At 63.0% G+C, this 21897-nt stretch carries 21 protein-coding genes; 14 read left to right on the top strand and 7 right to left on the bottom strand.

From position 1 onward, the window contains the following. Positions 1–211 precede the first annotated feature (211 nt). The 5 genes from glsA (at position 212) to BLT92_RS06125 (ending at position 6005) form a co-directional block, all read left to right on the top strand. Positions 212–2026 carry a glutaminase A gene (gene glsA / locus BLT92_RS06145; RefSeq protein ID WP_092104083.1) on the top strand — a complete coding sequence of 605 codons (1815 nt, stop codon included), beginning with the start codon at positions 212–214 and terminating at the stop codon, positions 2024–2026. 204 nt (positions 2027–2230) lie between these two features. Next, positions 2231–2875 carry an ABC transporter permease gene (locus BLT92_RS06140; RefSeq protein WP_092104081.1) on the top strand — a complete coding sequence of 215 codons (645 nt, stop codon included), beginning with the start codon at positions 2231–2233 and terminating at the stop codon, positions 2873–2875. Then, a complete protein-coding gene (locus BLT92_RS06135; RefSeq protein ID WP_092104079.1) occupies positions 2872–4143 on the top strand; it encodes a betaine/proline/choline family ABC transporter ATP-binding protein in 1272 nt (423 codons plus the stop codon). Before BLT92_RS06140 ends, BLT92_RS06135 begins: the two co-directional genes overlap by 4 nt. Next, positions 4140–4979 carry an ABC transporter permease gene (locus BLT92_RS06130; RefSeq protein ID WP_092104077.1) on the top strand — a complete coding sequence of 280 codons (840 nt, stop codon included), beginning with the start codon at positions 4140–4142 and terminating at the stop codon, positions 4977–4979. The genes BLT92_RS06135 and BLT92_RS06130 overlap by 4 nt, the downstream gene beginning before the upstream one ends. Before the next feature lie 90 nt (positions 4980–5069). Beyond that, on the top strand, positions 5070–6005 hold the full coding sequence (locus BLT92_RS06125) for a glycine betaine ABC transporter substrate-binding protein (protein ID WP_092108848.1): 936 nt from the start codon (positions 5070–5072) through the stop codon (positions 6003–6005). A 74-nt stretch (positions 6006–6079) separates the two neighbouring features. On the opposite strand, the gene BLT92_RS06120 is transcribed toward BLT92_RS06125, so the two are convergent. From BLT92_RS06120 to BLT92_RS06110, 3 genes are all read right to left on the bottom strand, one after another. After that, positions 6080–7549, bottom strand: a complete 1470-nt coding sequence (locus BLT92_RS06120) for an asparagine synthase-related protein (protein ID WP_231939055.1) — start codon at positions 7547–7549, stop codon at positions 6080–6082. Between the two features lie 177 nt (positions 7550–7726). Beyond that, positions 7727–8056, bottom strand: coding sequence for a nuclear transport factor 2 family protein (locus BLT92_RS06115; protein ID WP_092104073.1), 330 nt, complete (start codon positions 8054–8056; stop codon positions 7727–7729). An 86-nt stretch (positions 8057–8142) separates the two neighbouring features. Next, entirely contained in the window at positions 8143–8898 is a 756-nt protein-coding gene (locus tag BLT92_RS06110) for an SDR family oxidoreductase (protein WP_092104071.1), read from the bottom strand. 63 nt (positions 8899–8961) lie between these two features. Here BLT92_RS06110 and BLT92_RS06105 point away from each other — a divergent pair, with 63 nt between their 5' ends. Then, positions 8962–9657, top strand: a complete 696-nt coding sequence (locus BLT92_RS06105) for a TetR/AcrR family transcriptional regulator (protein WP_092104069.1) — start codon at positions 8962–8964, stop codon at positions 9655–9657. Between the two features lie 33 nt (positions 9658–9690). Here BLT92_RS06105 and BLT92_RS06100 read toward each other — a convergent pair whose 3' ends face one another. Together BLT92_RS06100 and BLT92_RS06095 are read right to left on the bottom strand one after the other, a co-directional pair. Then, on the bottom strand, positions 9691–10959 hold the full coding sequence (locus BLT92_RS06100) for an aminotransferase-like domain-containing protein (RefSeq protein WP_092104068.1): 1269 nt from the start codon (positions 10957–10959) through the stop codon (positions 9691–9693). 233 nt (positions 10960–11192) lie between these two features. Further along, complete coding sequence (locus BLT92_RS06095; protein WP_092104066.1) at positions 11193–12017, bottom strand: alpha/beta fold hydrolase; 825 nt, start codon at positions 12015–12017, stop codon at positions 11193–11195. Between the two features lie 177 nt (positions 12018–12194). On the opposite strand from BLT92_RS06095, the gene BLT92_RS06090 reads away from it, so the two are divergent. From BLT92_RS06090 to BLT92_RS06065, 6 genes are all read left to right on the top strand, one after another. Next, entirely contained in the window at positions 12195–12713 is a 519-nt protein-coding gene (locus BLT92_RS06090; RefSeq protein WP_092104065.1) for a DinB family protein, read from the top strand. 95 nt (positions 12714–12808) lie between these two features. Further along, positions 12809–14095, top strand: coding sequence for an adenylosuccinate synthase (locus BLT92_RS06085; RefSeq protein ID WP_092104063.1), 1287 nt, complete (start codon positions 12809–12811; stop codon positions 14093–14095). A 195-nt stretch (positions 14096–14290) separates the two neighbouring features. Further along, complete coding sequence (locus BLT92_RS06080) at positions 14291–15343, top strand: Bug family tripartite tricarboxylate transporter substrate binding protein (protein WP_092104061.1); 1053 nt, start codon at positions 14291–14293, stop codon at positions 15341–15343. Continuing rightward, positions 15340–15942 carry a tripartite tricarboxylate transporter TctB family protein gene (locus tag BLT92_RS06075; protein ID WP_157691349.1) on the top strand — a complete coding sequence of 201 codons (603 nt, stop codon included), beginning with the start codon at positions 15340–15342 and terminating at the stop codon, positions 15940–15942. Before BLT92_RS06080 ends, BLT92_RS06075 begins: the two co-directional genes overlap by 4 nt. Beyond that, positions 15939–17459 carry a tripartite tricarboxylate transporter permease gene (locus BLT92_RS06070; RefSeq protein WP_092104057.1) on the top strand — a complete coding sequence of 507 codons (1521 nt, stop codon included), beginning with the start codon at positions 15939–15941 and terminating at the stop codon, positions 17457–17459. The genes BLT92_RS06075 and BLT92_RS06070 overlap by 4 nt, the downstream gene beginning before the upstream one ends. Positions 17460–17521: 62 nt before the next feature. After that, a complete protein-coding gene (locus tag BLT92_RS06065; protein ID WP_092108844.1) occupies positions 17522–18364 on the top strand; it encodes an urea carboxylase-associated family protein in 843 nt (280 codons plus the stop codon). Positions 18365–18366: 2 nt separating this feature from the next. Here the strand turns inward: BLT92_RS06065 and BLT92_RS06060 are convergent, their stop codons facing one another. Then, positions 18367–19647, bottom strand: coding sequence for an MFS transporter (locus tag BLT92_RS06060; RefSeq protein WP_231939054.1), 1281 nt, complete (start codon positions 19645–19647; stop codon positions 18367–18369). A gap of 48 nt (positions 19648–19695) precedes the next feature. On the opposite strand from BLT92_RS06060, the gene BLT92_RS06055 reads away from it, so the two are divergent. After that, positions 19696–20025, top strand: coding sequence for an ArsR/SmtB family transcription factor (locus BLT92_RS06055; RefSeq protein WP_092104053.1), 330 nt, complete (start codon positions 19696–19698; stop codon positions 20023–20025). A 6-nt stretch (positions 20026–20031) separates the two neighbouring features. Here the strand turns inward: BLT92_RS06055 and BLT92_RS06050 are convergent, their stop codons facing one another. Further along, positions 20032–20829, bottom strand: coding sequence for an ArsR/SmtB family transcription factor (locus BLT92_RS06050; protein WP_092104052.1), 798 nt, complete (start codon positions 20827–20829; stop codon positions 20032–20034). A 138-nt stretch (positions 20830–20967) separates the two neighbouring features. Between BLT92_RS06050 and BLT92_RS06045 the strand changes: the two genes are divergently transcribed. Further along, on the top strand, positions 20968–21882 hold the full coding sequence (locus BLT92_RS06045; RefSeq protein WP_092104050.1) for an arylamine N-acetyltransferase family protein: 915 nt from the start codon (positions 20968–20970) through the stop codon (positions 21880–21882). Positions 21883–21897: the final 15 nt, after the last annotated feature.

The raw sequence follows: 21897 nt of genomic DNA, 5'->3' as shown, positions 1-21897 counted from the left end.
CTCTTCTACCTTTCGGGCATGCTGACGCCTGTCGAGGTAGGGACTGTTGTCGGTGAACCGAGGTTGGGTACGGCGAGCCCCACCGCCGTGACGCGCAGGCGTCGCTCTCATTCTGCCACAGCCGGCGCTGATGCTCGACGGTGTTCGGCACCGGCTTCACAACCGGATCCCAGCGGGTCGGGCGGTTGCTCGCTGACTTAGAGTTGGGTGCATGGAATCCCCGATCCAGCGGTATTTAGAGGAGCTGCTCAACGAGGTCAGCGGCAACGTCATGGGCACGCCCTATTCGATCCATCCGCCGGGAGGTGCTCCGGACCCGCAGGACTTCGGCATCTGCCTGGCCACTGTCGACGGGCATGTGTACTCGGTCGGCGCCTCGGACAAGGCCTTCTCGATCCAATCGATCTCCAAACCGTTCAGCTATGGTCTGGCGCTGGCCGACCACGGGATCGACGCTGTCGATGAGAAGGTCGACGTCGAGCCTTCCGGGGACCCCTTCAATGAGATCTCCCTGGCGCCGGAAACAGGGCGGCCCGCAAACGCGATGATCAATGCCGGAGCACTGGCGGTCGTGTCCATGATCAAAGGCAGCGGCGGGAAGTCCGCCCCGCGGCGCATCATGGACCTCTACTCCAAATGTGCCGGTCGACGACTGTCCGGCAGCAAAGCGGTCTTCGACGTTGAGATGCGCGACAGCGACCGCAACCATTCGCTGGCCTACCTGCTGAGCTCGTTCGGGATCATCGACGACAACCCGACGCGGGCACTGGAGAACTATCTGCGTCAGTGCTCGGCCCAAGTCACGTGCCGGGATCTGGCGATGATGGCGGCGACTCTGGCCAACGGCGGCACCAACCCGAGCACCGGTGAGACTGCACTCGAGATCGAACAGGTCGAGCGAGTGCTGTCGGTGATGATGACCTCGGGGATGTACGACGATGCCGGTTCCTGGGTCAGCAGTGTGGGCATGCCGGCGAAATCGGGCGTCGGCGGTGGAACGCTCGCTGTTCTGCCGGGACAGGCGGGACTGGCCGTGTTCTCACCACCGCTGGACGCGCACGGCAGCAGCGTGCGTGGATCCGAGACGTGCCGCAGGCTCTCCACCGACATGGAGATGCACTTCGTGCGTGCCGCGACCAGCGGCAACTCGACGGTGAGGCCCGGAGTGGGAATCACTCAGCTGCCCTCGCGGATCCGTCGCACCGAGGAGCAGGCCGAGATGCTCGAGCACTTCAACGAGAGGTGCCAGATCATCGAGGTCACTGGAGACCTGGCCTTCGCCGGCACCGAATCACTTGTCCGTGCCGTCAGCGATCTGGACGACGAAGTGGCTCTCGTGGTCATCGATATGCAGCAGGTCAACGAGTGCGGCTCTCTGGCCGTGCAGATGCTCGAGACCCTTGAGCATCGACTGACCGCCGACAACCGACAGCTGGTGCTGATCGAGCGCCGAGGACTCCTCGACAACACGCAGCTGTCTGCCGAGCCCGGAGTGCCGATCTTCCTGAGCCGAGGCGGCGCGGTGGAATACTGCGAGAATCGGCTCCTTGCCGCCTTGGGCACGGACATCGGCGAGCCGAACCGCGTGCAGGTTCCGGACAGCCCTGCTCTCGCCCCGCTGGACGAGGAGCAGCGGACTCGGTTGGTCAGCTATATGGAACCCCGGAATCACGATGACGGTGACATCATCCGCCGCGTCGGACAGCGATTCGGCGGTGTGCACTTCATCGTGTCCGGGCAGGTCAACACGATCGCCACGGATCCCCAGGGCGATCGGGTCCGACTCAACACATTGAGCGCCGGAATGACCTTCGGTGAACTGGCTCTGGGCAGCGATGACCGTCAGGAGACCACGGAAAAGGCCGTTGGCGCCGTCGAACTCCTGGTGCTGACCCCCGAGGCGATCGAGGCTCTCGAAGCCGACGACCCGCAGCTGGCTCTGCTGCTGTGGCGGGCGCTCACCCGCGATGCCTACCTGTTGGTGGACCGTTACCTGCGGGAAACGGCAGTGCGCTTGAACTACTGACTATCCGTCTAGGCTGCTGGCCATGCCGACTGCAGGACGGACGCGTCGCGATCTCTGAGAGGGAACTTCGGCCCAGCTGGGAGTGTTCCTGAACTCGGCTGGGAGTGTTCCTGAACTAGGCTGAGAATCTCGTGACCTATAGTGGATGTGACATTGCACTGCAGTAGACAACGCAGTCCACGCTGTCGATGAGAAGGAGCACCTATGGGATTTTTGGAGTTCCTTGTCAAACGTGCCGATGACATGCTCGAGCTCGGCCTCCAACACGCAGTGATTGTCGGCGCTGCAGTGATCATCGCCACCGTTTTGGGCGTAGCTCTTGGCGTTCTGACCTATCGACACGAACGCGCCCGCGATCTGGCGTTGGCCCTGACCGGATCTTTTCTGACCATCCCGTCCTTCGCGCTCTTCATCCTCTTGCTGAGCCCTTTGGGGCTGGGGTGGCGACCTGTGCTGTTCGCGCTTGTCCTCTATGGGCTGCTGCCGGTCGTGCGCAACACCATCACCGGACTGCGCGGAGTCGATCCGGCAATTGTCGAATCGGCCAAGGGCATGGGGCTCAGCCGCCGCCAGCGCCTCCTGCGCATTGAGCTGCCGCTGGCGTGGCCGGTCATCATCACCGGTGTCCGGGTGACCACCCTGGTGCTGCTGGGCATCGCTGCCATCGGCGCGATCGTCAACGGCCCCGGTTACGGTGAGCTGATCTTCACCGGGCTGGCCCGAGTCGGCACCCCCGTCGCAGTCAACCTGGTGCTGGCCGGCACTGTCGGCGTGATGATTCTGGCTGTCCTGTTCGACCTCATCTTCTACGCAATTCAGAGACTCACCACTTCGCGAGGTATCCGATGACCCAGACAACGAATTCCCCCTCGCCCGAAGCCGGATCCGAGCCCACCGTCATGATCCGCCTCGAGGGACTGACCAAGCGCTTCCCGGGACAGCGGGCGAACGCCGTCGACGAGCTCACCTTGGACATCCATGAGGGCGAGATCGTCGTCCTCGTCGGTCCCTCCGGCTGCGGCAAAACCACCACGATGAAGATGATCAACCGGATCATCGAACCGTCGGCGGGGCGCATCATCCTCAAGGGACAGGACGTCACCACCACCAACGCCGATGAACTGCGTCGACGCATCGGTTACGTGATCCAACAGGTCGGTCTGTTTCCGCACATGACCATCGGCGAGAACATCGCCACAGTGCCCAAGCTGATCGGCTGGGACGCCAAACGCGTTCGCAGCCGAGTCGACGAATTGATGTCGATGGTCAACATGGACCCCGACCAGTACCGCGATCGCTATCCCAAGCAGCTCTCCGGCGGTCAGCAGCAGCGCATCGGCGTCGCTCGTGCGCTCAGTGCCGATCCCTCCGTCATGCTGATGGACGAGCCATTCGGTGCCATCGATCCGATCACCCGCGACCGGCTGCAGAACGAGTTCCTGCGTCTGCAGTCAGAGGTGCGCAAGACGATCGTGTTCGTCACCCACGACATCGACGAGGCGATCAAGATGGGTGATCGGATCGCTATCCTGCAGGAAGGATCCCGGATCGCCCAATACGATACGCCCGAACAGATCCTGACCGCACCGGCCAACGACTTCGTCAAGGACTTCATCGGCTCCGGTGCCTCACTGAAGCGACTCAACCTCTCCCGAGTCAGCGAGATCGAACTCAGCACCTGGCCGACAGTGACCGCTTCGGACTCGCACGACCGGGCCCATGAGTTGCTCGCCGCCTCCGAACACAGCGCTGTTCTTGTGCTCGACGGTGAAGGCCGACCCGTGCGCTGGGTCGGGGCCGATGATCTTCGGCGCGATTCAGAGGCTCGGCTCGACCAGGTCGGCTCTGTCCCCCAGGCCGTGATCGAACCGCGGGCCACACTCAGCGACGCGCTCAACGAACTCGTCTCCGCCCGCTACGCCGTCACGGTGGTCGTGGACGAGCACGGACGCTACCAGGGGGTGGTCGACATTGACCAGATCAACGAGGCGATCCGTACGATGCGCAGTTCTGCCGTCGCCGAGGCGCGCACCGAGTTCGCCTCGGAAGGGGCAGCTCCAGGTGCGGCTGAGTCGGGCGGCTCCTCGGGGGCCGACCCTGCGGAGGAATCCTCATGAGTACCGCGGCACCCGAGAACAGTGCACCTGAGAACGGTGCGCCTGAGAACAGTGCACATGAGAACAGGGTCGACAGCGGAGTCGTCACTCAAACTCCGGCGGCTGCCCAGCGGCGGACCTGGATGGGCTACCTCACCGTTCCGGTGATCCTCGGCCTGGCCTGCCTGGGCCTGTTCCTCTACGTGCAGAGCAGGGATCTCGACTCGATCGAGCAGCGTTCCCTCAACTTCGGGGCGATCACCGCGGCGTTGCAGGAGCACATCGTGCTCACCGCAGTGTCCACACTGGTCACACTGATCATCGCGGTGCCCCTGGGTGTGCTGCTGACTCGACCGCTGACCCGACGGATCCGCCCATTCATCATCGGCGCGCTGACCATTCTGCAGGCCGTTCCCACCATCGCCATCCTGGTGCTGCTGGCAGTGGCGTTCCTGTTCCTCGGGTTCCCGGCGGCAATCGTCGGTCTCGTGCTCTATGCCATCATCCCCGTCCTGCTCAACACGATCGTCGGCCTCGAGCAGGTCGACGAGAACGTGCTGGAGGCCGGTCGCGGCATGGGGCTCTCGCGGATGCAGGTGCTGCGTCGGATCGAACTGCCGCTTGCGGTGCCGGTCATCTTGGCCGGAGTGCGCACTGCATTGGTGATCAACGTCGGCACCGCCACACTGGTGACCTACATCAACGCAGGTGGATTGGGCGACATCATCGTCGCCGGCCTGTCCACCAATCGAGTTCTCGTGCAGATCGTCGGTGCTGCCCTCACCGCAGTGCTCGCGCTGCTCATCGACTACATCGCCGGAATCGCAGAAGACTTCCTGCGCCCCAAGGGCCTGTGAAAAACGAGGGCAATGAGGAATCCGAAGCAGGCAATGGCCCACTCCGCGGCGCCGACCAAGAAGACAGATAAGAGTAAGAGAGGGAACGTCATGTTCAGGAAATCGATGTTCAGCACCGCGATCGGTGCGGCGGCTGCTGCCACACTGCTGCTCAGCGGATGTGGGGACAGCGGGGGAGAGAGTCCCAACGCGGGTCTGCTCGACGGAGCCGAACTCACGGCGGGTTCAAAGGAATTCACCGAATCGATCGTACTGTCGCAGATCACCTCGAAGGCGCTCGAAGACGCCGGCGCATCCATCGAGGACCAGACAGGAATCTCCGGCAGCGCCACCGTGCGGGAGGCACTGGAGAGCGACGAGGTCGACTTCTACTGGGACTACACCGGCACCGGTTGGGTGAACATTCTGGGCAACACCACCGAAGACGTCCCCGAGGACCTGTTCAAGGCGGTCTCCGAAGCCGATGCGAAGAACGGCATCGCCTGGCTGGATCCGGCCCCGTTCGAGAACACGTATCGGATCGCGGTCAAAAAGGACTTCGCTGAGAAGAACGGCCTGGAGACGATGTCCGAGGCCGCCGAGTTCATCGGTGCCAACAAGGACCAGGGCAAGGTCTGCGCGGCCAGCGAGTTCATCAACCGCGACGACGGTCTGCCCGGCCTCGAGAAGGCTTACGGGTTCGAATTCACCAATGTCGTGGAACTCGACCTCAACCTGATCTACACGCAGGTCGGACAGAAGTGCCAGTTCGGCGAGGTGTTCTCCACCGATGCCCGGATCAAGGCCAATGATATGAAGGTCCTCGAGGACGACAAGGACTTCTTCGTGCAGTACCAGGGCGCGATGACCTTGCGTCAGGAGACTCTGGACGAGTACCCGGAGATCGCCGATATCATGGCCCCGATCTCGAAGAAGCTGACCGACGAGGTGATGATGGAGCTCAACGGCCGCGTCGACACCGAGGGCGAGATGCCCGAAGACGTTGCTCAGGAATGGCTCGAGGAACAGAACCTCATCGCCAGCTGATCCCCGCCCGACCCAGTAGAGTCCCCAGGCCCGTGATGTGGAGGCCTGGGGATTCTATTCGCCAGGCAGCAGACTCAGGCGTCGACGAATCTGCCGACCGTGGCCTGCGCATTGACTCCCTGCAATGAGGCAGCGAACATCCGGTAGTAGGCGAGTTCCTCGAGAGTGCGCAGAGGGGGTTGCAGCACATCGGCTTCGGCCTCGAAATCCTGAGGCGTGACCGTGGACACGAAGTGCTCACGCAGCACGTCATTCATGCCGGTGCCTTCTCCGAACTGTTCTTTCCGTCGCCACAGCACCTCGTCGGGCAGCCAGCCGTCGAAGGCACGACGCAGCAGCCACTTGGCCGGGCGGTCTCCTGTGACCAGCTTCCACTCCGGTGCCAGTGCCATCGCCAGCTCAACCACATCGAGATCCAGGAACGGCAGACGGGGCTCGACTCCGAGAGCGCCGGCCACTCGGTCCACCCGCTGCAGGCCGCCGATGTGCATTCCCTTGAGTGTCTCGAGGAGCTCGGCATGCAGCTCCTCACCCACATCGTGACGACCGTAGTGTGCGTATCCGGCGAAGAGTTCGTCGGCGCCCTCCCCGACCAGCACGATCTTGACCTGGCGTGCCGCCAGACGGGAGACGAAGAAGTTGGGAACCGCGGAGTGGACGAGAGTCGGATCGAAGGACTCGAGGCCGGCGATCACCTCAGGCACCACCTCGATCGCATCCTCGGCGGTGTAGACGAGCTCACGGTGGTCGGTGCCGCAGTGTTCGGCGACCAATCGGGCCGCGTGCAGATCGCCGCTGCCTGCCAGACCGACGGCGAAAGTCTTGAGTCTGCGTCCGGCTGCGGCGCTGTGGCGAGCGGCGATTGCAGTGATGATGGACGAATCGACCCCGCCGGAGAGCAGCACTCCGACCGACTGCCGACCGGCCAAGCAGCGCTCGACGGCCCGGATCAGAGTCTCGCGGAGGGCATCGAAGATCCACTCGGGCGGATCTTCGTGCGGGGCGCGACTCTGCAGGAGCACGGGTGCGGCGCCTGGGAACTCGCGAAACGCCTCGAGACCGCCGTCCGGTGTCCAGACATGTCCTGGAGGGAAGGGTTCGACGTGTGCTCGGAGGCTCTTGTCGAAGGCTTTGATCTCCGAGGCGAAGACCGTCGTTCGACCGTCTTTCACCCAGTACAACGGCGACAGCCCCAGCACATCCCGGCCCACGGCGAACTGGCCGTCTGAACTAGCGATGACCAGGGCGAACGGTCCCCACAGCCGTTCGAAGGCGCCAGGCCCGTGGTCCTCGAAGGCGACGATGGCCGCCTCCAGGTCGGATTCGGTGGAGAAGCGGTCGGCACCCAGTCGGGTGCGGATGCGGCGATGATTGTGGATCATTCCGTCCCCGACGAGCCAGATGTCGCGATTCGCACCGCCCGACAACGGCTGGTCCCCGGCCTGCGGATCGACGATCGACAGATAGCGGCTGCCCAGCCAAGCCTCATCCAGCTCCTTGTGGCCCGAACCATGCGGGCCGCGATGGGCGAGCCTCTCCACCATGCGCGAACCCATTTTCGAATCGAATCGACCGTGAGCCGCAACCAAACCTGACATGACCGTCCTCTCGTTCGACTTCCAGTCTATGTCCTCTGCAGGCCGGGTCGGATCTGGGGAGCCCTGCCCCGGCGCCGAACCTCGCCTCGGCGCCGAACGGCGACGTCAGCGCAAGGCCTTGCCTCAGCCCTCGCGGATCGTCATCCGGCTCAGCTTGTCTCCGGCAATCGCGAAGGTGAACGAGGATCGACCGTTCGCCCACGTTGAGCGCCAATCGCCGATGACGGTGACCTCATCGCCGTCGGCCGAGACCTCTTCGGGAGTGAGGACGCCGGTCGCGCCGATGAACTCCTTGTCGCTCCAGGCCTTGATGGCCTCGTGGCCGGTGAATTCGCGGCCCCAGTCATCAACCGTGCCGTCAGCGGTGAACGCGTCGAGGAAGCCCTGCTCGTCGTGGGCATTGACGGTGTCGATGAAGGTTGCAACGGGTTCGGGGATCTGCAGATCTGACATGGGTGCTCTCCTTGTTGGTTGACTGTGTGCTGTGCGGTTGGCGCGTGTGTTTCGCTGGTTCGTGATCGGCGGGCCCGAGACTCGGCTCACCGGGTGGTGTATCCGCCGTTGGCGAAGATCGTCTGGCCGGTGATCCACCAGCCCTCGGTTGCGAGGAATCGCACGATCGGAGCAATGTCCTCGATTTGGGTGAGCTGGTTGCCCATCGCCTGCGATTTATGGAACTCTACTCGCTCGGGCGTCTCCTGCCCATAGAAGAAGGGCGTGTCCATGGGCCCGGGCGCGATCGCCGTGACCGAGATTCCGCGCTCCGCATTTTCCTTCGCTGCCGCCCGTGTGAAGTGCTCGACCGGGCTCTTCCCGCCGGCGTAGGTCGAGTATCCATCGGTGAACGCCGCGAGCAGCGCGGTCACGATCGTGATGATCTTCCCGTTGTCGGCCAGGTGCTTCCCGGCCTCCTTGATGAAGAAGAACGCGGCCTTGGAGTTGATGTCGAACATCGCATCGTACTCGTCCTCGGTGGTGTCCGCCATGGGTTTGCGCAGCACCTTCCCCGTCGTGTTGATCGCAATGTCGATCGTCCCCAGCGCCGAGGTGGCATCGGCGAACAGCTTCTCGACGTTGGCGGGCCGGGTGAGGTCTCCGGTCAAAAGCACCGCTTTCGCCCCGCTGGCTTCGACTGCGGTCAGCGTCTGTTCGGCCTCGGTGCGGGAGGACTCGGAGTTGTAGTGGATCGCGATATCGGCTCCCGCCTCGGCGGCCTGCCTGGCGATGAGCCCGCCGAGGTTCTTGCCGCCTCCGGCGATGAGCACTGTCTTGGCCTGAAGTGATTGATCGGTCATGGCATCTCCATATGTATCGGTGGTACATCTGACTATATCGAGACTACACGATAATATAGCGATATGACAGAGAATGCGTCGCTTGATACACGGACCCGGCTGCTGAACGCGGCTGCCGACCTCATCGCCGCGACGCCCGGCGAGGATTTCTCACTGCGAGCAGTCTGCGACGCCGCGGGCGTGAAGATGCCGACCCTGTACCACTTCTTCGGCAGCAAACAGGGACTCACCGAGGCCGTCATCGAACACGGCTTCGACATGTATCTGTCGGCCAAATCCGCCTCGGAATCCAGCGGTGATCCGATCCAGGACCTGCGGATGGGCTGGGATGCTCACGTCGCATTCGGTCTGGAGAACCCCGGCTTCTACACGCTCATGTACGGCAAGGTCAGGCCCGGGTACTCACCGGAGGCGCAGTCGAGGCCGAGCGAGATACTGCGCTCACTGACCTCGCGGGCCGAGGCCGAGGGTCGTCTGGTCGTCGACCATGAGCAGGCCGCGGCCCATATCCTGGCGACAAATATCGGCGTGACTCTGCGCCTGATCATCCAGGGCAGGGACGATCCCGAACTCTCGGCAGGGGTCCGCGAAGGCGTGCTCGCCGCGATCACCGGCACAGCGCAGACCGACGACGGGGAGCGCCTGGGGCACTCGATCATCGAACGCGCGGCCGCGAACCCGGACATCCTCGGAGCAGCCGAAACTGCGCTGCTCATCGAATGGATCGGCCGCCTCGGCGAAGGTGAGGTCAGGCGATAGAACGCCGGACCTCGGCGTGCTGCAGAGAACTGCCTAGTGGCGGGCCCGTGAATGTGGCGGCCGGTGCTTGTCGACGGCGGAGCGCAGACGCTGGAGGCCTTCGTCGATGCGATCGGGGGCATTCGAGGCGAAGCACAGGCGCAGGGCATTCGTGAAGGATCCCGCAGGTGAGAATGCGGGCCCGGGGATGTAGGCGACTCCCTCTTCCAGCGCCACCGGCAACAGGTCCTCAGTGTTGATCGTCTCGTCTTCGAAGGTCACCCAGAGGAAGAAGCCGCCATCAGGGTCGGTCGACCTGACCTCGTCGCCGAAGAGCCGCTCGAGGCCGGTGGCCATGGTCTTCTTGCGCTCGAGGTAGGCCCCACGCAGATAGTCGACGTGATCGTTTGCCCCGCCTTCGTTCAACCACTGGGCGACCATGTGCTGGGTGGGCACACTCGTACACGTGTCCATGGTCTGCTTGGCATTGATGACGAGTCCGCGGATCTCCGGGTCGATGTCGAGCCAGCCGATCCGCAGGCCCGGGGCGACGAACTTGGAGAAGGTGCGCACACCGAAGATGAGCGGGTCATTGGGGCTGAGCTGGCTGAGCGTGGGGATCGACTCCCCGGAGAAGCGCAGAGTTCCGTAGGGGTTGTCCTCGAGGATGACCGAGTTGTGGCGGTGAGCGAACTCGAGGAGCCGCTGTCGCCGCTCAAGCGACATCGTCACCCCGGCCGGATTCTGGAACGTGGGGATCGTGTAGATCACCGAGGGGGCACGGCCCGCCCGGGCGACGAGTTCGTCGAGCTCATCGACCATCATGCCCTCGTGGTCGACAGGGACCTCGACGACCTCCGCCTCATAGCTCATGGCCGTTGCCGAACCGTTCGTGTAGGTCGGTGATTCGCAGAACACGAGGTCACCGGGGCTGACGAAGAGCTTGAAGCCCAGGTCGAGGCCCTGCATGCCCCCGGAAGTGATGACGAGGCGTTCGCGATTGCCGAAGTGTTCCTCGGGGATCTGAGACGTGTCCTCGAGGTATTTCAGCAGAGCATCGATGAGAACCGGCTCGCCCTGGGTCTCGCCGTAGGTGAAGCTCTCCGGGGAAAAGACGCTCTTGGCGATCCGCGCGAATTCCGTGGAGGGGAGCATGTCCGGTGCGGGCGCTCCCATCCCGAATTTCACGATGTCATGCGTGTAGGCGGCCAGCAGCGTGGTCGAGGAATCGATGACCGATCCGACGAGGCTGTCGGCGCGAGTGGCCAGCGGCAGGGCCTGATTCGATGAGGATGATGATGCGGGCGAACTCACGGTGGACATGACAACCTCCAGCAGGCGTGTGCCCCCGGACCTCGACGTCACCGGCGATGTTTAAGGAGCATGATGCCCGAACGACGGTACTAGTAGTGGACTCAGCATAAGTACGACTAGCTCAGCGGGGCAAGAAGTATGGCTGGGTCGGTGAGTCGAGAGGGGTAAGGGCGGACCGCCTCGGCGTGGGCGGACCACCTCTGCACACTGCCTCGGCGGGGCAGGACGGAGGCCTCTGTGCTTCAATAGGTGTCGATGATGAGTTCGACTACTGCCTTCGGGTAGTCGGGACTTTCCAGGTCTGCGCCGTGGAGGTAGTTCTTCGCTTGGACGAATCTGGCCTGTGGGATTCCCTGAGCCATCTGCCGTTGCAGTTCGCTGTCGAAGACCGGGTCCCGCGTTCCGCCGAAGACCAGAGTGGGACAGTCGATGGCGTCGAGGATGCCGCTGTTGTCCACCTCAAGGATTCCTTGCAGAATTCGCTGCAGACGATCAGCATTTTCAGGGCGTGACACCGCGCCGAGGATCGGCTTGAGTGCGGGGGCCGCCCAGCGGAAACGCTCAGCACTGCGATAGGTCTTGACAGTGATGTCCCATCCGAACTCAGCCCACCGGCCTTCGCCGATCAGAGACAACCAGCTCTCGATGACGGCAGCGGCGTCGGCGTCGACTTTGTGGGCCGTTGAAGCCAGCACCAGGGCGCGCACCAGATCCGGGCGGTGGGCGGCGATCGTCTGTCCGATCGGGCCTCCTGCGGAATTGCATTCGAGGATCACCGGACCCAGGCGCAACTGGTCCAGCGCCTCGATGTAATCATGTGCGTGATCGGCGATGTCGTAGTCGACGGGAATGTCCTCACGTCGGCTGATGATGTGCATGTGCTGATGGGGTGCGCGCCGGCGGTAGAACCAGGCCATGCTTTGGGCTGCTTCGTAGGCAGTCGTGATCCCGTCCCCGGCACCTGGGATGGTGACGACAGGTGTGGGGCCGCAGCCCAGCTGAACTATGGGCATGAGCGAGCCGTTGCTCAGCTTCAGCTTCGTCTTGTCGAAGGTCGGCCCGAACACATCGCTTCCTCACGTTGGACGGCATTGAGGGTGGAATCAGCATAGGGAGGACCACCTCGGCGGGGCAAGGGCAGCGGACCTTATCGATGGGGCCACGGCCCTGGGTCCGTTCGCCAGGGCCGTGGCGCTGGCTCTGGCTCGGTGGGGGAGTCGCAGACGCCGCGCTAAGTTGGCATCATGGCCAACGCAGGCGAGCACGACATCAGGACCGCGCCCATCGATGAGCAGCTGCCGGCATTGGTCGACGAACATCGTAGGCATCTCCTCGGATGCCTTGAGGGAATGAGCGAAGAAGAGGCGCGGCGCTCCTTGGTGCCCAGCCGGACGACACTGCTGTCACTGGCCAAGCACGCGATCTTCGTCGAGACGGTGTGGTTCGTCGAGACGGTGTGGTTCGGCGAAGCGGTGACTGGACGGTATCGGACCGAATACGGGCTGCCGAGCGACTCCGGTGACTCGTTCATCCTCGACGACGAGGACACGGTGGCCAGTGTCACCCGGACCTATTGGCAGACCGTCGACCGATCGCGTCAGGCAGTGGAGTCGATGACTCTCGACACCGTGCTCACCGGTCACAGGTCCGGGCCACTGCCGCTGCGCTGGGTCTATCTCCATATGCTGCGTGAGTTGGCACAGCACTGCGGGCATGCAGAGATCCTTCGGGAGCAGATCATTGCGCAGCGGACGCGGAAGTGAACGCATGCCGAGCCTGATCGCGGTCGCGTCATGGTGACCCAGTAGACTAATGCGGTAATGACATCCCCGCTTTCACTTTGAGGTGAACAACTCTCATGCCAGCAATCGTTGTCGTCGGCGCTCAATGGGGCGACGAAGGTAAAGGTAAAACGACCGATATCCTCGGCACCAGCGTCGACTACGTGGTCAAGCCCAACGGTGGGAACAATGCAGGCCACACGGTTGTCGTCGGCGGTGAGAAGTACGAACTCAAGCTTCTGCCGGCAGGCATCCTCTCACCCAACGTCACCCCGGTCATCGGCAACGGCGTCGTCGTCAACCTCGAGGCTCTCTTTGAAGAGATCGAGGCCTTGGAGACCCGTGGGGCAGACACTTCGAAGCTGCGAATCTCGGCCAATGCCCACCTCGTCGCGCCCTACCATCAGACCCTGGATAAGGTGACCGAACGGTTCCTGGGCAAGCGCGCCATCGGCACGACAGGCCGCGGCATCGGACCGGCCTACATGGACAAGATCGGGCGTCTGGGCATCCGCGTCCAGGACATCTTCGATGAATCGATCCTGCGCCAGAAGATCGAAGGCTCGCTGCGGCAGAAGAACGAACTTCTCGTCAAGGTCTACAATCGTCGGGCCGTCGACGTCGAGGAGATCGTCGAGTACTTCCTGCCCTTCGTCGAACGCCTGCGCCCCTATGTGGCAGAGACCGAGCAGCTGCTCAATGACGCTCTCGATCGTGACGAGGTCGTCGTCATGGAGGGCGGTCAGGCCACGATGCTCGACGTCGACCACGGCACCTACCCGTTCGTGACCTCCTCGAACCCATCCGCAGGCGGGTCCTGCGTCGGCTCTGGAGTCGGACCCACGCGCATCAACCGCGTCGTCGGCATCGTCAAGGCCTACACCACGCGTGTGGGTGCTGGCCCGTTCCCCACCGAGCTCTTCGACGACATGGGGGAGTACCTGCAGAAGGCCGGCGGTGAGTTCGGCGTCAACACCGGACGCCCGCGCCGCTGCGGCTGGTACGACGCGGTCATCGCCCGCTACGCCGCACGCGTCAACGGTTTCACCGACTACGTGCTGACGAAGCTCGACGTGCTCACCGGCATCGATCGCATCCCCGTCTGCGTGGCCTACGAAGTCGACGGAGTCCGACAGGACGAGATGCCGATGTCGCAGACCGAGTTCCACCACGCCAAGCCCATCTTCGAATACTTCGACGGCTGGGCCGAGGACATCACCGAGGCTCGCACGTTCGAGGACCTGCCGGAAAACGCGCAGAAGTACGTGCTCGCGCTCGAAGAGCGTTCGGGCTGCCGGATGTCGGTCATCGGCGTCGGCCCCGACCGCGAGCAGTCGATCGTCAGGCATGATCTGCTGGACTGAGCAGTGTGTCGTCCTCGCCGAGGGCCGACCGCAGCTGCGAGAGCAGACTCCCTGAAGTCGCCCTTCGCAGCTGAGGTCCGCTCTCGACGGGGATGTCTGCTCTCGACGACGAGGACCGTACGAGGTCAGCGAACTCATCTCATTTTCGCAAGATTCGTTGAGAATGCGCCTTGTTGACTGCTAGCGTCGACAGCTATGTTCACCACGCTGTTCGCACCGACGCGAACATCCGCCTCGATGCCGCCGAAGCACCAGTTGCGAAAGCCGCTGGCCGCCGCGCTTGCGCTGATCACCGCCATGTCGACGACGGCCTGCATGCCCGACATCGACCGCAACGAGGGCTTTCCGCCACCGCGAGTGACCGCCATCGCGGCAGGTTCGCCCGGTGGCGGGCTGGATCTCGCTGCCCGAATGACGAAGGACGGTCTCGAAGCCGCCGGCGTCGAAAGTCTGATGACCATCGAGAATATGGGCGGGGGTGGTGGCAACCCCGCGAGGGCAGCGGTCCTTCAACGTGAAAACGACGGGACCAGCGTGGTCTTCGAATCCAATCGCGTCTTTCTGTCCCACGTCACAGGGACGACCGACATGTCGCTCGAGGACTTCACTCCGGTCGCGCAACTGACCACCGACTACGAAGTCTGGTTGACCAAGGCAGGCTCAGAGTTCGACTCACCGAAGATGGTCCTCGACAGTGTCAAAGACAATCCGAAGTCAGTGAAGTTCGGCATCGGCACTGTTCCCAGCGATGACCAGCTCAATGTTCTTCGCCCGGCCAGCGAATACGGGATCGATGATCTGGAGTCGTTGAACTTGGTCGCGTTCTCCGACGGAGGCGATCTCAACAACGAACTCCTGGGCGGTCGTGTCGATGTTGCCTCAACGGGACTCTCCGAAGCGATGGAGCTCGTCGAGTCCGGAGATGTCGAAATCATTGCCGTATCCGCCCCTAAGCAACTCACGGACGGTCCAGCCAAGGGGGCACCGACCTGGCACGACCTGGGCATGGACATCACCATCAATCATTGGCGCGGTGTCTTCGGCCCAGCAGGCATGTCAGACGAGGCCATCCGCTGGTGGCAGAAGTCGCTCAAGAGCAGCGTCGAGTCCGAAGAGTTCCAGGATCAAGCAGACGCTCTGGGCATCGATCCCGCCTATATGCCGGGTGATGAATGGTTGGATTCGGTCATCCTGCCCGAGAAGGACGAGTCGACCAAGGTGCTCGAAAAGGTGGGGTTGGCGAAATGACATACGAACCGACACAGACAGAATCTCCCGACCCATCCGAGGGCACAGCCCCCGGCAGCACTCCCAATGACAATGTGCTGCCTGACAAGACAGGGCCGGAGCCCGGGAGCACCACCATATCAACGGGGGTCGCGTCGGTGCTTCTGGTGGTGATCGCCGTTTGCTATCTGGTCAACGCCCTACTGCTGCCCAACGCCGAAACCGACGAAGGCATCGGACCCAAGACCTTTCCAGTCGTCGTGGCAATCGTGCTGATCTGCACTACGGCGCTCGGTGTGCTCACGCTGGTGCGCAGACGCGTCGAAGTGCGGGCGGTGTCAGCGACCGAGCTGTTGCGAGTCGCGATCTGCGTCGTGCTCTTTGCGCTGTTCACCGCCTCGATCTTCCTGATCGGATTCGCTGAGGCGGCCGCAGTCTTCTCTGTACTGACCACCGCATTCGTCTTCGGAGTGCGGCTGTCACTCAAACGCGCCCTGTGGCTGCTGGTCGTGGGACTGGCCATCGGGCTCGTGCTCTTCCTCGTCTTCGACGTGTGGTTGAACGTGCTGTTGCCAGTCGGTTGGATCGAATACCTGCTCTTCGGAGGTCTGAACCTATGAACTCGTGGACCGAACTGATGGGTGCTTTGGGCTCGATCACCACTTCGCCGATCCTGCTTCTCGTCATTCTTGTCGGCGTGCTTCTGGGAACCGTTGCCGGCCTGCTCCCCGGGGTCGGGCCGTCAACGGCGATCGCGCTGCTCCTGCCGGTGGCGATCACGATGCCCGCCGAGCTGTCTCTGCCGTTGATGGTCTCCCTCTATCTGGGTGCGGAATACGGAGGTCGGATTTCGGCGATCCTGCTCAATATCCCGGGCGACCCGGGGGCGATCATGACCACCCTCGACGGTCATCCGATGGCGCTCAAGGGCAAAGCCGCCACTGCCCTGTCGATCTCAGCGCTCGCCTCGTTCATGGGCAGCCTACTGGCGTTCCTGGGACTGGCATTCATCGCAGGACCGATGTCGGAGCTGGGACTGGCGTTCGGCCCCGCCGCGTACTTCGCCGTGGTCGTCATGGCGCTTGTGCTCAGCGCCACCCTGGTCGGCAACGCTCCGATGCTCGGCCTGACCGCTGTGGTCATCGGTGTTGCAATCTCCACAGTCGGCATCGAACTCCAGTCCGGTCTGCCGCGATTCACCTTCGGAACCTTCACTCTGCTCGAGGGGATCGAACCGATCGTGGCGATCATCGGCGTATTCGGTGTCGGTGAGATCCTCGCCAGCACCATGATGGGCAACAGCGGCCCGAGTCTGTCGCGTCTCAGTGGCCGTTTCCTCCCGACCAAAAGTGAGCTCAAGCAGGGAACATTGCCAGGGTTGCGCGGATCGGTCATCGGATTCATTGCCGGAGTCCTCCCCGGCGCAGGCACAACGATCGCCGCGTTCTTCTCCTACGGTCTGGAGAAGCGACTGGCGCCCGCCTGGGCGGGGATGGGCAGAGGCGCAGTGCGAGGGCTCGTCGCACCCGAGGCGGCAAACAACGCTGCCGTGTCGGGATCCATGGTCCCGCTGCTCACCCTGGGCATCCCGGGATCAGGCACAACCGCGGTGCTGCTGGCGTACCTGATGATGTATGGGCTCAACCCCGGACCTGGTTTCTTCGAGGCGAACCCGGCGCTGGGCTGGAGCATCATCGGAGCGCTCCTGATCAGTGCCGTCCTCGGCGTCATCATCAACATCACAGCCTCGCCTCTGCTGGCCAAGATCCTTGCAATCCCGATGCCCTACATGGCGCCCGTCGTTCTCATGCTGGCTCTGATCTCGTGCTACAGCATCAACAACACCGCGACCGACGTTTACATCGCCCTGGGCTTCGGCATCCTGGGTTATGTGATGCGATTGGTCGGCATGTCACCGGCACTGCTGGTCATCGGGCTGGTCCTCGGGGAGATGCTCGAACGCAATCTGCAGCAGGCACTGGGTCTGACCGGTGGAGACTTCGGCGCAGTCATCTCCCAGCCGATCGTCATGGTGTTCCTGGCCGTCGCCGCTCTCTCCTTGCTGACCGCACTGCCGTGGAAACGGATGTTGGGGAGGCAAGGCGCTGTGGATGAGAAGGAGTCAGTGAGTAAGTAGATCATGCTGACTCGGTGATGATACTGATGGAGGGCATCTTGGAACAGACGGAAGGACACCACATGCCGCACGAACCGCGATTGACCGAAGCCGCCTATCAAGGCCCCGCCCTCGAAACCGACCGTGACTTCTACTCAGCGATCGGGGGCAGTGCCGACGACCGTCGCGTGGTCGAGGAATTCACGATCCCGATCCGTTCTGGACAAGCGTGGGACGTGCCTGCCGGGCACGTCTGCCGGATCTCAACCGTCGACGGGCCTCAAGTCGGCGACCTCAACCTGTGGAACCGTCACGACCCCCGAGAGAGATTCTGGGCATCACGGACCCGCCAGCTCCAGGCCGCGCACCTGTCGACGTTCGACCGCCTGTGGTCGACCCTGCCGTTCCTTCGACCGATGGCCACGATCGTCGGCGACACCTTGGCCGACTATGGAACAGATGCCGAGGGTGGACGCCTCCACGACACATTGGGCACACGGTGCGACCCGTATGTCTCCACGATGCTCAACGGCGTCGACTTCGACTACCACTGCCACTCCAATCTGGTCCGCGCTGTCCTCCCGTTCGGGCTGACGGAGTTCGACGTCCACGATGTCCTCAACATCTTCCAATGCACGGGCCTGAACGACAATGACGAATACTTCATGAAGACCTGTCCCGCCCAGCCGGGCGACCATTTCGAGTTCTTCGCGGAGCAGGATCTGTTGGCAGCGCTCTCGACCTGTCCCGGGGGAGACCTGTCCAAGCCGATGTTCGGCGAGGGCAACGAAGACCCGGTCGAGACCTGCCACCCGCTCAAGGTCACCGTCTACGCGCTGCCGGAGAACCTCCTCGGCGACTGGAGCGAACCGAGCTCACCGAACTACCGGGGTGGGCACGGACTGAAGCCCCAGACCTGGGTGTGAGCTCAGGCGATCCGGGCGTCGGCAGGATGAGAGCGCCCGCCACCAAACCATCGCAGCAGCGCCGCGCACAAGGCCAGAAACGCAACGAACGCCCCGTACCAACAGGCGGTTGCGAAGAGTCCGATGGCGGGGACGAGGATCCCGGCGATGACGACCGGAAGTCCGAACGCAAGGTAGCAGACGACGAAGACCGCGGCCATCACCTCGGCGTTGGCCTCGGACTTCACGACTGCTTGGATGGTCTGCAAGGCTCCGGGGAATGCGGTGCCGAAGCCGGTTCCAGTGATGACGACAGCAAGGCAGTACAGTTCGGGCGAACTGAGGGAGAGCGCCACCAGCGTCAGGGTGCTGCCGACAGCGAGTGAGATCGTGCCGTAGAGGGTGACGGTGCGCGCGGATCGATTGCGCATGAAGAATCCTGCCAACCCTCCGGCGCCGGCGAGCATCGTGACGATGAGACCGCTGAGCAGGTGGGAACTGGAATGGAACTCGGTGGTGATGATGTTGGCGCCGAGGGAGAGGTATAACCCTCCTGTGGCCCAGCCGGCGACGAAGGCCGGCACCGCGAACAGGAATGCCTTGCGGACTTCCCGCGGCAGGGCCGCTCGCGGCAGCAGTGATGCCCAGGCTCCTCGGCGTCGGGCCGAGGTCTCCGGCAAGACCCAGATGATGGTGGCCAGCAGCAGATAGGTGCACACGAGGGTTCCGAAGACCACTGCGGCGCCGCTGCCGTCGACGAACAGGGAGAGAGTCGCTCCCGCAAACAGCCCGCCGATGGCCAGGCCTGCCATCGCAGAGATTGCGTTCCACGAGGAGGCAGAGCCCGGCTTGTGCGGCAGTTCCAGATCGACGACCGTCGCCGAGAGGGTCGACAGCAGAATTCCACTGGCAATTCCTTGGACGACTCGGGAGAGGATCAGTGCCGCAGCACTGTCGGCATGCCAGAACAGAACCATGCTGATGGCAAGCACGACGAAGGCCGCGCAGATGACGGGACGACGTCCGATGTGATCGGAGAGTGCGCCGGCAGTGAGCAGTGCAGCCAGCAATGCCACGGCATAGGCGGCGAAGACCACCGTGATCATCACCGGAGCGAAGCCGAACTCGTCCTGGATAACGGGGTAGAACGGCGACGGAGCGCTGGCGCCGGCCATCATTGCCGAGGTGGCAATCAGGACCAGGCGCAGACGCCAGCGCTCGCGCGACCACCAGACATAGGTGGGTGCCGGCTGAACTGCGGGAGCAGGAGCTTCTTCCATAGTGTTCGAAACTTTTGGAACCATTCTTGGAGGCTATACGACATTCTCAAACAGTTCAACTATTATCGAACTATGGTTGCCAATGAGAAACTGCCGCATCCCGATCGTGAGGACATCGAACTGACGTCTGTGCTATTCGCGCTGAGCGACGAGGCCAGACTGGCTCTGGTCCAGCAGCTGCGATCCGGGCCGCTGGACATGGCGAACTGCTCGGCGCTGGATCCGAACGCGCCGAAGTCGACGCGCTCGCATCAGGTCAAGGTGCTGCGCGAAGCCGGTGTCATCATCAGCGAACTGCACGGGCGGAACCGTCGCCTGACACTGCGTCGGGACGACATCGATGCCCGTTTCCCGGGCCTGCTGGAGTCTGTGCTTCAGGAGGAATCTGCTCTGCAGGAGTGACGGTGCTCAGCGCACAGCCATGTCCCAGCTGTCGTCGGGCAGTGCCTGACCGGTCTCCAGGTAGGACTTGAGTCCGGCGAGAACCGCGGGCCAGCCCTTCGAAACTCCGGTGTGCAGGCCGGCGTCGGCGAAGTTCGTGTGGGTGACGGTCAGTTTCACCACTTCGCCGGACTGCTCGATAAGGTAGGAGGCGACGGAGCCCTCGTCGTCGAGGTCCTGGTCGATGGGTTGGAAGGTGAAGACGAGTTTTTTCGGTGGATCGGTCTCAAGGATCTTGCCCCAGACATCGGCTTTACGGTCCGGTCCGCCTTTGTGATGAGCCCATGACGACCCGACCTGCCAATCGGAGACGACGGCGACATCGTCCCAGTACAGGCGCGTGATCTCGGGGTCGGTGAGCGCGTCCCACACCTGCTGCGGAGTGGCTCGGATATAGGTGACATAGACGAAATCGGGAAATTCTTCGGTGGTGGTCATGGCTGTCTCCTCAGCTCTTCTCTTGACGGCGTCGATGACGTCGAAGTGGTGCTGGTCGAAGTCGCGGGTCCATCGATTCTGCATCTCATGGATCGGGTGCGAGTTCAGGTAGTGTCGTCGTTCTCGTCCGTGGCGGACGATCGCGACCAGGTCGGCGTCGACGAGCAGATTCAAGTGCTGTGTCACTGACTGTCTGGCCATCGAGAGGCCTTCGCAGAGTTCGCTCAGTGACTGCCCGTCCTCTTGGCGGAGGACGTCAAGGAGTCGTCGGCGGGTTGGGTCGGCGAGGGCTTTGAATACTTTGTCGAGTGTGTCGGCGTCGGTCACATCTCTAATATGCAGGTATTTACCTGCATATGTCAATGGGTTGGCGGCAGCAAACTGAAATAGGGTTCCCAGTCCCTCAGTCATAGGATCGAATCAGACAATGATTACGCCTGCGCGGCACACCAAGGAGGTCGACACATGACGCACGTTTCGCTTCTCAGTCGGTATGCGGATCGGCTCGGGTTGAGTGATTCCGCCCCCGAATTACACCGACGTGCTCAGGGATCTTGTGCGCAGATTTTCGAACTTCTCGACGAGATCCTGGTCGCGCACACGCACTCGATCTGCTTTGAGAATCTCGACGTCGTTGCCTTTCGCGCCAGGGGAGACCTGGAAGCCGTCGCCATCGACGTCGACGGACCCGCGGGCAAACTGCTCACTGATGGTCGGGGCGGATACTGCCACGAGCATGCGTCACTCATCCGCGGGGTCGTCACCGAACTGGGGCTGAGGGCACACCCGATTCTGGCCCGAGTCCACCTCGGCGACGGGCAGACGGCACCGGGAGCACTGACTCACCAGGCGACCATCGTCGACCTCGACGGCCGTCGTTTACTCATTGATCCCGGCTTCGGCGGGGGAACACCGGAAGCTGCGCTCGAACTCTCCGAATCCGCTGCGGCCAGAATGACGTCCCACGGCGAACACCGAATCGTCCCCGCGAGGACTGCTCTCACGCCTCATCTGCGCGCCGACAGCGACTGGGTGCTCCAATCACGAACGCGAGATGACCAGGACTTTCGCACCGTCTATGCGTTCAGCGAAGTCCCTCGCCCGCAGGCCGATCTCGACCTGGCGAACTGGTTCACCTCGACTAAACCCGGGGCGCGGTTCACCGGTCCGCCAATTCTCGCTCTGCCGCTCCCTGACGGCGGCAGGGTCACTTTGGAGGGGCGCCGACTGCGGCGCATGATCGGCGGTGTGCGACCCGACCGACACGAACGGACCCTGTCTGATGCCACGGAATTCGCCGAGGTGCTGTCGACTGAATTCGGACTCGACCTCGACAGGGAATTCACTGACCTGGTGTGGAGCGCGACCGCTGAGGGGTGAAGTGCCCGGTCTGAG

Origin of the sequence: Brevibacterium picturae (genome assembly GCF_900105045.1) — a bacterium.
GTDB classification, from domain to species: domain Bacteria; phylum Actinomycetota; class Actinomycetes; order Actinomycetales; family Brevibacteriaceae; genus Brevibacterium; species Brevibacterium picturae.
The sequence above is the reverse complement of the archived record's forward strand: the minus strand, read 5'-3'. Positions and strand labels throughout refer to the sequence as shown.

What these genes read in the sequence shown, in the direction of transcription:
- glsA (WP_092104083.1), top strand. Translation starts at nt 212, where the DNA reads ATGGAATCCCCGATCCAGCGGTATTTAGAGGAGCTGCTCAACGAGGTC.
- BLT92_RS06140 (WP_092104081.1), top strand. Translation starts at nt 2,231, where the DNA reads ATGGGATTTTTGGAGTTCCTTGTCAAACGTGCCGATGACATGCTCGAG.
- BLT92_RS06135 (WP_092104079.1), top strand. Translation starts at nt 2,872, where the DNA reads ATGACCCAGACAACGAATTCCCCCTCGCCCGAAGCCGGATCCGAGCCC.
- BLT92_RS06130 (WP_092104077.1), top strand. Translation starts at nt 4,140, where the DNA reads ATGAGTACCGCGGCACCCGAGAACAGTGCACCTGAGAACGGTGCGCCT.
- BLT92_RS06125 (WP_092108848.1), top strand. Translation starts at nt 5,070, where the DNA reads ATGTTCAGGAAATCGATGTTCAGCACCGCGATCGGTGCGGCGGCTGCT.
- BLT92_RS06120 (WP_231939055.1), bottom strand. Translation starts at nt 7,549, where the DNA reads ATGGTGGAGAGGCTCGCCCATCGCGGCCCGCATGGTTCGGGCCACAAG.
- BLT92_RS06115 (WP_092104073.1), bottom strand. Translation starts at nt 8,056, where the DNA reads ATGTCAGATCTGCAGATCCCCGAACCCGTTGCAACCTTCATCGACACC.
- BLT92_RS06110 (WP_092104071.1), bottom strand. Translation starts at nt 8,898, where the DNA reads ATGACCGATCAATCACTTCAGGCCAAGACAGTGCTCATCGCCGGAGGC.
- BLT92_RS06105 (WP_092104069.1), top strand. Translation starts at nt 8,962, where the DNA reads ATGACAGAGAATGCGTCGCTTGATACACGGACCCGGCTGCTGAACGCG.
- BLT92_RS06100 (WP_092104068.1), bottom strand. Translation starts at nt 10,959, where the DNA reads ATGTCCACCGTGAGTTCGCCCGCATCATCATCCTCATCGAATCAGGCC.
- BLT92_RS06090 (WP_092104065.1), top strand. Translation starts at nt 12,195, where the DNA reads ATGGCCAACGCAGGCGAGCACGACATCAGGACCGCGCCCATCGATGAG.
- BLT92_RS06085 (WP_092104063.1), top strand. Translation starts at nt 12,809, where the DNA reads ATGCCAGCAATCGTTGTCGTCGGCGCTCAATGGGGCGACGAAGGTAAA.
- BLT92_RS06080 (WP_092104061.1), top strand. Translation starts at nt 14,291, where the DNA reads ATGTTCACCACGCTGTTCGCACCGACGCGAACATCCGCCTCGATGCCG.
- BLT92_RS06075 (WP_157691349.1), top strand. Translation starts at nt 15,340, where the DNA reads ATGACATACGAACCGACACAGACAGAATCTCCCGACCCATCCGAGGGC.
- BLT92_RS06070 (WP_092104057.1), top strand. Translation starts at nt 15,939, where the DNA reads ATGAACTCGTGGACCGAACTGATGGGTGCTTTGGGCTCGATCACCACT.
- BLT92_RS06065 (WP_092108844.1), top strand. Translation starts at nt 17,522, where the DNA reads ATGCCGCACGAACCGCGATTGACCGAAGCCGCCTATCAAGGCCCCGCC.
- BLT92_RS06060 (WP_231939054.1), bottom strand. Translation starts at nt 19,647, where the DNA reads ATGGTTCCAAAAGTTTCGAACACTATGGAAGAAGCTCCTGCTCCCGCA.
- BLT92_RS06055 (WP_092104053.1), top strand. Translation starts at nt 19,696, where the DNA reads ATGGTTGCCAATGAGAAACTGCCGCATCCCGATCGTGAGGACATCGAA.
- BLT92_RS06045 (WP_092104050.1), top strand. Translation starts at nt 20,968, where the DNA reads ATGACGCACGTTTCGCTTCTCAGTCGGTATGCGGATCGGCTCGGGTTG.